Origin of the sequence: Pseudomonas sp. JV245A, assembly GCF_032424515.1 — a bacterium.
GTDB lineage: Bacteria > Pseudomonadota > Gammaproteobacteria > Pseudomonadales > Pseudomonadaceae > Aquipseudomonas > Aquipseudomonas protegens.
On record NZ_VYKE01000178.1, the window covers coordinates 1 to 9,392 of the forward strand.

A 9,392-nucleotide genomic window follows, 5' to 3' on the forward strand; every position below is an offset into this window, starting at 1 on the left:
TCTTCGCCGGCAAGCCGGCTCCTACAACGTTTGCGCGTTCCTCTCGTGAATGAAGCTTTTATGACAAAAGTTCGGTAGCACATGGCCACGCGCGTCTTGGGTATGTAACGCGCTTGAGGGGGCCGCCAGGCCACTTTTTTAAGCCGAGGCGGGACGCCGGGAGTGAGGCTATGGGGACTATGGAACGCTACTCGAAAGTGGGCATGCAGGAGCTGGATCAACGGCTATCGAAGATTGTCGAGGCCGCGCGCAAGAAGCCGGTGTCGGTCTATCGCTACGGCGCGCCGTGGGTCTGGATCGTCTCCCAGGATGACTGGCAGGGCGCCTTGAAGGAGGTGGCCAGCTATATCCCGCCGGGGCATTCGCTGGTGCTGCTGCGCCCGCAGATCGATGAGTTGCTGGATCAGCACCGCGACCTGCTCCAGGGCCTCAACGCCGAGCCGGGGATGCTGATTGCGCCGCGCACGGTGATGCACATTCTGTTGTTGCAGTTGCTGTATTCGGTGCCCAGCGAGCAGCAGCTCTATGAACAGCTCAGTTACAACCTGTTGTTCCGTTGGTTCGTCGGTCTCGATCTGAACCAGAAGGTCTGGAGCTTCAGTGTCCTCAGTCGCGATATCGCCACGCTGTTGAACAACCCGCGGGCGGTGCAGTTGATCCAGAAAATCATCGGTGAAGTGTTCTGCGGTGCCTTGCTGCAAATGCCCGAGTTCTCGTTGAACTTCGCGCTGTTGCATACCTGGCTGGCTCGCCACGAAAACACCTCGATCACCAGCAATTGAATCGGCCAAACGCTGTGCAGACGGCGACGGCAATGCGCGCGTGCGCGCCAATTTTCAGACTTCTAGGGGGCGGTGTGGAGCATCTGGGCAAATCAGGGCGACCGGGCAGTGGCGGGCGCTGGTGGCCGTTGTGCGGTTGGTTGGCACTGGCGGCGCTGGTGCCGGCGGTGCAGGCCGAGGAGGGCCAGCCGGCCCCGGTCGAAGCCTCGGCGGCGGCGCGGTTGGTGGACGTCAATGAGTACTTCGTGCGTGGCAATACGGTGCTCGATGCCCGGGCCATCGAGGAGGCGGTGTATCCCTTCCTTGGCCCGCAGAAGGCCCTGGCCGATATCGAAGGCGCCCGGGATGCGCTGCAGAAGGTCTATCAGGAGCGCGGCTACCAGTCGGTGTTCGTCGAGCTGCCGGAGCAGAAGGTCGAGGACGGTATCGTTTATCTGCAGGTCAGTGAAACCAAGGTCGGTCGGGTGCGGGTGGTGGGGGCCAAGCATTATTCGCCGGTGGAGATCCGCGACCAGGTGCCGGCGCTGAAAGAAGGCGAGGTACCGGACTTTGCCACGGTGCAAAGCCAGCTGGCCGGGCTCAATCGCGGCGCCGGGCGCCAGGTCATGCCGCTGGTGCGTGAAGGCCAGCGCCCGAGGACCATGGACGTGGACCTGCAAGTGGAAGACCAGAATCCCTGGCACGCCAGCGTCGGCCTGAACAACGACTACAGCGCCGACACCGAGAAGCTGCGCACGGTGGTCAATGTCGGCTACGACAACCTCTGGCAGTTGGGCCACAGCATTTCCCTGACCTATTTCACCGCGCCCCAGGACACCGACAACGCCAAGGTCTGGTCCGGTTCCTACACCGCGCCGCTGAGCGATCGCTGGGCCCTGCAGTTCTCCGGTTACCAGTCCGACAGCAACATCGCCACCATCGGCGGCAGCAATGTGCTGGGCAAGGGCCATTCCTACGGGGTGTCGGCGATCTACACCTTGCCCGCCGCGGGCAACTGGGCCAACTCGCTGTCGGTGGGGGTGGACTTCAAGGACTTCGAGGAAGAGATGCGCTTTGGCCGCAGCAGCGACCAGATTCCGCTGAAGTACGCCCCCATGACCTTTGGCTACAACGGCTATCGCTACAGCGAGAAAGCCCAGCTGGGCCTGGGCCTGAACCTGATCGTCGGCACCCGGCGCTTCTTCGGCTACGGCAGTGACGCCGAGGAGTTTCACTACAAGCGCGACGAGGCCAGCGCCAGTTTCTCGGTGCTCAAGGGCGACCTGAATTTCACCTACACCTTCGCCAACGACTGGCAGTCGGCGTCCAAGGCGGCGTTCCAGCTGGCCTCGGGGCCGCTGGTGTCCAACGAGCAGTATTCCGCCGGCGGCGCCACCTCGGTGCGCGGCTACCTGGCCGCCGAGCGCACGGGGGACGAGGGCTACCTGTTTTCCCAGGAGCTGCGCACGCCGTCCCTGGCCAAGTTCCTCGGCAGCTACGTGCAGGAGTGGCGCTTCTACGCCTTTGCCGAAGGCGCGCACCTGTCGCTGCACGACCCGCTGCCCGAGCAGGAGGACGAATACAGCCTGGCCAGTGTCGGCCTGGGCACCCGCGCCAGTTTGAGCAAGTGGCTGTCCGGCAGCCTGGACTGGGGCTACCCGCTCAAGGACGGCCCCAACACCCAGAAATACGACCCGCGCCTGCACTTCAGCGTGCAAGCGACGTTCTGACTTTTTACGGAGACCCTTCACATGCAACGCTTATTCCTGAGCCTGTTGATCTGCCTGGGCTTCGTGCTCCCGGCCACGGCCCATGCCTGGTGGCAGGACGACTGGCATTACCGCAAGCAGATCAGCGTGGACACCACCCCGCAAGGCGCGGCCATCAACGAGGCCCTGGGCCGCACCGCGCTGCTGGTGCGCCTGCACACCGGCAACTTCACCTTCGACGGGGTCAAGGAAGACGGCGCCGACCTGCGCTTTGTCGCCGCCGATGACAAGACCGTGCTCAACCATCAGATCGAAAGCTTCGACCCGCTGATGGGCATGGCGCTGATCTGGGTCGATGTGCCCAAGGTCGAGGGCGGCCAGCGCCAGGACATCTGGATGTACTACGGCAACCAGAAGGCCCCGAGCACGGCCAATGGCCAACTGACCTTCGACCCCAGCTACACCGCGATCTACCACTTCGACGGCAGCAACGGCACGCCGGCCAAAGACACCACCGCCTACGGCAACACCGCGCAGAACGCCACCGGCGCGGCGATCGACGGGGTGATCGGCCGGGCCCTGCAGTTCAGCGGCCAGCCGCTGCTGCTGCCGGCCAGCCCGTCGCTGCAGCACAACGCCGGCGGCGCCTTCACCTTCAGTGCCTGGGTGCGCCTGGACCAGGCCAGCGGCGAACAATTGCTGCTGGCTCGCCGCGAAGGTGCCGGCAGCCTGCTGATCGGCATCAACCAGGGCATGCCCTTCGTTGAGGTGGACGGCCAGCGCGCCGCCTCCACCCAGCCGCTGAACCCGGGGCAGTGGCAGCACCTGGCCCTGAGCGGCGAGGGCAGCCGACTGGCGCTGTATGTCAATGGCCGCGAAACCGCGAGCCTGGCCCAAGCCATTCCAACCTTCAATTCACCGTTGGCCATCGGCGCCGACTTGCCGGCGGCCGCCGGGGCCGAGGCCAGTCACTTCCAGCCCTTCACCGGGGCCCTGGACGAGCTGCGCCTGTCCAAGGTGGCGCGTCCGGCGGCGCTGATCCTGGCCGATGCCAGCGCCCAGGGCGCGGAGTCGAAGCTGGTGGCCTATGGCGTCGATGAAGAACAGTCGGGTTTTGGTTTCGGCAGCCTGGGTTTCCTGCTCAAGGCGGTGCCGGTGGATGCCTGGGTGATCATCCTGGTGCTGGTGGGGATGATGATCCAGTCCTGGGTGATCATGCTGCGCAAGAACCGCATGGTCAGTCGGGTCAGCGCTGCCAATGCGCTGTTTCGCGAGCAGTTCGCCAAGGTCGGCACCCGCCTGGAGATGTTTGCCGACGACCAGGTGCTGGCCAGCCGCCTGGAGCATTCCTCGCTGTGGCGCCTGTACTTGGTTGCGGTGAAAGAAATTCGCACCCGGCGCGAGCAGGGCGCCGATACCTCGTCGGTGTCGGCGGCCACCATCGAGGCCATCCGCTGCTCCATGGATGGCGTGCGCACCCGGGAAAACCAGCAGCTGAGTTCCAAGCTCTCGACCCTGTCCAACGCCATTGCCGGCGGCCCCTACATCGGCCTGTTGGGCACGGTGCTGGGGATCATGGTGGTGTTCCTCGGCACCGCCATGGCCGGTGACGTCAACATCAACGCCATCGCCCCGGGCATGGCCGCGGCCCTGCTGGCCACGGCCATGGGCCTGTTCGTCGCGATCCCGGCGCTGTTTGGCTACAACCGCCTGATCACCCGCAACAAGGAAGTCGGCGCCGACATGCGGGTATTCGTCGACGAGTTCATCACCCGGCTGGCGGAGCTGCATGGCGAGAGCCAGCACAGCGAAAACGCCCACTGGCGGGTCAGCCACAGCAACGCGTCGGTTCCGGCCTGAGGAGAACTGCCATGGCTTCCGTGAATGCCTCCCATGACGACGAAGACGATGCCGCCGTCGACAGCATCAACATCACGCCCCTGGTGGACGTGCTGATGGTGGTGCTGGTGATGTTCATCCTCACCGCCACCGCCCAGGTCTCGGGCATCCAGATCCACTTGCCCAAGGCCAGCGCCTCGGTGTCGCTCTCCGAGGCCAAGACCAAGGCCATTTCGGTGAACGATGGCGGCCAGGTGTTCCTCGACGCCTACCCGGTGACCCTGGGCGAGCTGGAAGAGCGCCTGCGCATCGAGAAAGCGCAGAACCCGGACTTCCCCATCATCGTCCGCGGCGATGCCACGGTGCAGTACCAGAAGGTCATCGAAGTCCTCGACCTGCTGCGCCGCCTGGAGTTGTCCCAGGTCGGCCTGGTCACCGGCAAACCGAGCCAGGGCTGAGCCATGACTGCACAACAACCGTTCGAGCTGCCGCCGGTGCAGCACAAGCCGCGAGCCGTGCGCCTGCTCAAGTGGGGCGCGGGGCTGCTGCTGGGGGCCGTGGCGGCCTGGCTGCTGTGGCAGTGGGCCAATGACATGGCCGGGGTGCGCCGTGAAGCGCCGAAGGTGCCGACCATCATCCCGCTGCCGCCCCCGCCACCGCCCCCTCCGCCGCCTCCCGAGAAGCCCAAGGAGCCCGAGCCGGTGGAGGAGAAGGTGCCGGAACCCGAGCCCACGCCGACCCCCGAGGAGGTCAAGCCGGAGGAAGAGGCGCCACCATCGCCAGCGGACGACCTGGCCAACCCGATGCAGATCGATGGCGACGCCCAGTCCGGCAACGACGGCTTCAACGTCGGTGCCGGCAAGGGCGGCGGCATGGCCGGCGCCGGTGGCGGCGGGCTGGGCACCGGCACATACAAGCAGTACCTGGCGGCGACCTTCCAGCGCGCGCTGCGCGAAGACCCGGAGTTGCGCAAGAAAGCCTATGCCTTGCAGGTGGACCTGTGGCTGGGCGCCGACGGGCAGGTGACCCGCGCCGAGCTGGCCGGCTCCAGTGGCAACCCCGAGACCGACCAGCAAGTGCTGGCGGCGCTGCGGGCCACGCCGCGCCTGAAAGAGCGCATGCCGGCCTCCCTGACTTTGCCGGTACGCCTGTCCCTCAAGGGCCGGCGACCGGAATGAGCAAACCCCTATTTGCAGTTTCTACAGGAGTTGTGTGCAGATGATTTCCACCGTGAATCGATTGACCCTGGCGCTCGGCATGGTCGCCCTGACCCTGGCCGGACAGGCCACGGCCGCCGCGGCCGCGCCCTCGGAGAACGCCACGATCAACCTGATCCGTCTGTTGGTGCAGCAGGGGGTATTGAAGCAGGAGCAGGCCGACGGGCTGATCGCCCAGGCCGAGAAAGAAGCCCAGCAGGCCCGCGCGGCCACCGCCGTGGCGGCAACCGGCCCGGCTGCGGCGCCCGGTGATGTGCGGGTGCAATACGTGCCGGCCATCGTCCGCGACCAGATCCGCGATCAGGTCAAGGCCGAGGTCATGGCCACCGCCAAGCAGGAAAACTGGGCCCAGCCCAACACCTTCCCGGACTGGATCTCGCGCATCAGCTTCGACGGCGACATCCGCCTGCGCGACGAGTCGCGGTTCTTCGCCGACAACAACAGCAACGAGATCGTCGACTACGCCAAGCTCAACGACAGTGGCCCCTACGACGTCAACAAGGACACCAACAGCAAGCTGCCGCCGCTGCTCAACACCCGCGAGGACCGCGACAACCTGTTCCGCCTGCGGGCACGCCTGGGGATGAAGGCGGTGATCTCGCCGGAATGGACCGCCGGCATCCGCATCGGCACCGGCTCGGACAACAATCCGGTGTCCACCACCCAGACCCTGGGCGGCGGCTTCGGCAAGAAGGACATCTGGCTCGACCAGGGCTACCTGACCTGGAAGGCCACCCAGGACCTGACCCTGACCGGCGGGCGGATCGCCAACCCGTTCTATTCCACCGACATGCTGTACTCCAACGACCTCAATTTCGACGGCGTGGCGGCGATCTTCAACCACAAGCTGAGCAGCAACTGGGGCCTGTTCGGCACCCTCGGCGCCTTCCCGGTGGAGTACACCAACGACACCGCCACCAGCAACGGCTTCGACAAGAACGAGAGCGACACCAAGTGGCTGTTCGGCGGGCAGGTCGGCGCCAACTGGAAGATCAACCGCAGCAACAGCCTCAAGGGCGCCTTGGCCTACTATCGCTTCGATGACATCGAGGGCCAGCGCTCCAGCCCCTGCGCGCCCTGGGCCGGGGCCCCGGGCTGCGACACCGATGGCTCGCGGGTCGCCTTCATGCAGAAGGGCAACAGCGTGTTCCTGCTGCGCGACATCACCCCCAACCCGGCCACGCCGGGCCTGACCCCGCAGCCGCAGTTCGTCGGCCTGGCCTCCAAGTTCGACGTGCTCGACCTGAACCTGGCCTGGGACACCGAATTGCCGGACGACCTGCGCCTGCGCAGCCAGACCAACTTCATTCGCAACCTGGCCTACGACAAGGGCGAGATGCTCAAGCGCAGCGAAGGCGAGATCGTCAACAACATCAACAGCCAGGGCCAGTTCGAAAGCGGCGGCAACGCGCTGATGGTGCAGTTCACCCTGGGCAATGCCCTGGAAATGAAGAAGGCCGGGGACTGGAACCTGCTGGCCGGCTACAAGTACATCCAGCCCGACGCCTTGCCCGACGGCTTCAACGACTCCTCGTTCCACCTGGGGGGCACCAACGCCAAGGGCTATTTCCTGGGCGGCAACTACGGTATCGACAAGAACATCTACGCCACGGCCCGCTACATGAGCGCCTCGGAAGTCTACGGGCCGCGCTACGAGGTGGACGTGATGCAGCTTGAACTCAACACGCGCTTCTAAGTGCAGGGAGGAAGGTTATGAACAGCCGAGCGAGGGCAGGGGCGGCGAGCCTGTTGCTGGTCTGGGGCGTGCTGGCCAGTGTCGGCGCCAGTGCCGAAGGCATGGAGGAGCGCCTGCGCACCCAGTTGCGCAGCACCACCCAGCAGCTGCAGGCCCTGCAAAGCGAACAGGCCCAGGCCGCGGCGGCGCGGGTTGCCGCCGAGAACGCGGCCAGGGAGGCCCAGGCCCAGGTCAAGCAACTGACGGCCGAGCTGGCCAAGACCCGCGGTGTGGCAGAGCAGTTGGCCGGCCAGCAGCAGAACCTGCACAACCAGGCCCAGGCCCAGGCGGCCGCCAGCAGCGAGCAACTGGGCAAGTTCAAGAAGGCCTATGAGGACCTGCTGGTGCTGGCCCGGGGCAAGGAAGCCGAACGGGCCAGGTTGCAGGCGCAATTGAGCGAGCGTGACACACAAGTGCAGCAATGTGCGGTCAAGAATCAGCAGATGTACGGCATCGCCAAGCAGATCCTGGCGGCCTACGAAAACATCGACGTGGCCGAGGTGGTGAAAATCCGCCAGCCCTTCGCCGGCAGCGCCCGGGTCAAGTTCGAGGAACTGGCCCAGGGCTTTGGCGACGAGCTTTACCAGACCCAGTTCGACGCCCCGCGGGCGGCGAGCACCCACTGATCACCAGGGAAGAGATGACCATGACCTTGATTAACAGCGTCACCACCGAAAGCCTCACCGACCTGCTGCAAGGCGCCGGCTACCGGGTCAACCAGACCGAACAGAACGGCATCGTGCAACTGCTCAGCGCCAGCCAGGGCATCGGCTACGCCGTGCGCTTCGGTAACCCGGGCAGCGAAGCCGGGCACTACGTGGACTTCACCTACAGCTGCGCGCTGCGGGTGCAGGGCGAATTGCCGGCCGGGCTGGCGGAACTGTGGAACGCCTCACGGCGCTTTGCCCGGCTGTCGCTGCAGGGCGAATTCCTGGTGATGGAGATGGACGTGGTGGTGGCCGGCGTCGGCGAGACCCACCTGCGCAGCCAGCTGGAGCTGTGGGATCGGTTGCTGCAGGAGTTCATCGTCTACTTGCGCGAATACAGCCAGCAGGCGGCCCAGTTGCAGGCGCAGGCCGAAGCGCCTCAGGCGGCGCAAAGCCAACCCCGGGAAGAGGCGGCCACCCTGTGAAAAAGCCCACCCTGGTGGTCGGTGCCGGGGCACTGACCTTGCTCGGCCTGGCGTTGGGCCTGGCCCTGCGCCCGGGCAACGACCCGGTGGCGGCGCAGCAGCCGGCCCCGACCCTGCTGCAACAACAAGTGGCGTCTACGCCCGCTGTGGCGCGCCTGGGCAATCAGCAGGTGGCGGCCGAGGAGCTCAAGAGCTTGTTTGCCAGCCTGCCCGAGGAATCCCGGGGGCAATTGCGCGGCAATCGCCCGGCGCTGGAAGCCTGGATTCGTTCACGGCTGGCGGAAAAGGCCGTGCTGGAGCAGGCCGATGCCCAGGGCTGGCGCCAGCGCCCGGAGGTGGAGCAGCAGACCCGCGCCGCCACCGAACAGATCGTGTTTCGCGACTATCTGCAGTCGGTCAGCCAGGTGCCGGCGGACTACCCCAGCCCGGCGGAGTTGCAGCAGGCCTATGACAGCGGCAAGTCGGCGTGGATGACACCGCCGTTGTACCGGGTCAGCCAGATCTTCCTCGGGGTCGCCGAGCCCCAGGCGGCCGAGCAGGTACGCCGCCAGGCGCAGGAGCTGAGCCGCAAGGCCCAGGCCGCGCCGGGGGAGTTTGCCGCCTTGGCGGCGCAGTACTCCCAGGACCGGGACAGCGCCCAGCGCGGTGGCGACTCCGGCCTGCAGCCCTTGCAGCAACTGCTGCCGGAGGTGCGCAGCGCGGTGGCCCGGCTCAAGGTGGGCGGGGTGTCCGAGGTGGTGCAGAGCGCGGCGGGTTTCCACGTGCTCAAGCTCACCGAACAGCAGCCGGCACGGACCGCCAGCCTGGACGAACTGCGTGATCGCCTGACCCAGGCCCTGCGCGCCCAGCGCCAGGAGCAGATCGCCAAGGCCTACCTGGAAGGCATGCTCAACACTGCGACCCTGAGCATCGATGGCGCGGTGTTGAACCAGGTCCTGGAGGACAAGCTGTAGGAGCTGGCTTGCCCGCGAAGGCGATCTCACAGGCCCCTTCGCCGGC

9 protein-coding genes are annotated in these 9,392 nt (G+C 66.1%); all 9 read left to right on the plus strand.

The features are described from left to right. Positions 1-179: 179 nt before the first annotated feature. The 9 genes from F6S12_RS27620 (at position 180) to F6S12_RS27660 (ending at position 9,346) form a co-directional block, all read left to right on the plus strand. A complete protein-coding gene (locus F6S12_RS27620) occupies positions 180-782 on the plus strand; it encodes a transposase (protein ID WP_011061110.1) in 603 nt (200 codons plus the stop codon). 74 nt (positions 783-856) lie between these two features. Next, entirely contained in the window at positions 857-2,491 is a 1,635-nt protein-coding gene (locus F6S12_RS27625) for a ShlB/FhaC/HecB family hemolysin secretion/activation protein (RefSeq protein ID WP_409999859.1), read from the plus strand. Positions 2,492-2,512: 21 nt separating this feature from the next. Further along, positions 2,513-4,330, plus strand: a complete 1,818-nt coding sequence (locus tag F6S12_RS27630; RefSeq protein WP_072441975.1) for a DUF2341 domain-containing protein — start codon at positions 2,513-2,515, stop codon at positions 4,328-4,330. 11 nt (positions 4,331-4,341) lie between these two features. Then, a complete protein-coding gene (locus F6S12_RS27635; RefSeq protein WP_011061113.1) occupies positions 4,342-4,767 on the plus strand; it encodes an ExbD/TolR family protein in 426 nt (141 codons plus the stop codon). A gap of 3 nt (positions 4,768-4,770) precedes the next feature. Beyond that, a complete protein-coding gene (locus F6S12_RS27640) occupies positions 4,771-5,487 on the plus strand; it encodes an energy transducer TonB (RefSeq protein WP_315869543.1) in 717 nt (238 codons plus the stop codon). Between the two features lie 40 nt (positions 5,488-5,527). Further along, positions 5,528-7,222 carry a putative porin gene (locus F6S12_RS27645; protein ID WP_315869544.1) on the plus strand — a complete coding sequence of 565 codons (1,695 nt, stop codon included), beginning with the start codon at positions 5,528-5,530 and terminating at the stop codon, positions 7,220-7,222. Positions 7,223-7,239: 17 nt separating this feature from the next. Further along, positions 7,240-7,887 carry a DNA repair protein gene (locus F6S12_RS27650; protein ID WP_065363956.1) on the plus strand — a complete coding sequence of 216 codons (648 nt, stop codon included), beginning with the start codon at positions 7,240-7,242 and terminating at the stop codon, positions 7,885-7,887. Between the two features lie 20 nt (positions 7,888-7,907). After that, positions 7,908-8,393 (plus strand): YbjN domain-containing protein, encoded by a 486-nt coding sequence (locus F6S12_RS27655; protein ID WP_011061117.1) that lies wholly within the window; start codon positions 7,908-7,910, stop codon positions 8,391-8,393. Next, positions 8,390-9,346, plus strand: coding sequence for a peptidylprolyl isomerase (locus F6S12_RS27660; protein ID WP_123430849.1), 957 nt, complete (start codon positions 8,390-8,392; stop codon positions 9,344-9,346). Before F6S12_RS27655 ends, F6S12_RS27660 begins: the two co-directional genes overlap by 4 nt. Positions 9,347-9,392: the final 46 nt, after the last annotated feature.

Excerpts from the sequence above, each read along its gene's own strand:
- F6S12_RS27620 (WP_011061110.1), top strand. The coding sequence starts at position 180 with ATGGAACGCTACTCGAAAGTGGGCATGCAGGAGCTGGATCAACGGCTA.
- F6S12_RS27630 (WP_072441975.1), top strand. The coding sequence starts at position 2,513 with ATGCAACGCTTATTCCTGAGCCTGTTGATCTGCCTGGGCTTCGTGCTC.
- F6S12_RS27635 (WP_011061113.1), top strand. The coding sequence starts at position 4,342 with ATGGCTTCCGTGAATGCCTCCCATGACGACGAAGACGATGCCGCCGTC.
- F6S12_RS27640 (WP_315869543.1), top strand. The coding sequence starts at position 4,771 with ATGACTGCACAACAACCGTTCGAGCTGCCGCCGGTGCAGCACAAGCCG.
- F6S12_RS27645 (WP_315869544.1), top strand. The coding sequence starts at position 5,528 with ATGATTTCCACCGTGAATCGATTGACCCTGGCGCTCGGCATGGTCGCC.
- F6S12_RS27650 (WP_065363956.1), top strand. The coding sequence starts at position 7,240 with ATGAACAGCCGAGCGAGGGCAGGGGCGGCGAGCCTGTTGCTGGTCTGG.
- F6S12_RS27655 (WP_011061117.1), top strand. The coding sequence starts at position 7,908 with ATGACCTTGATTAACAGCGTCACCACCGAAAGCCTCACCGACCTGCTG.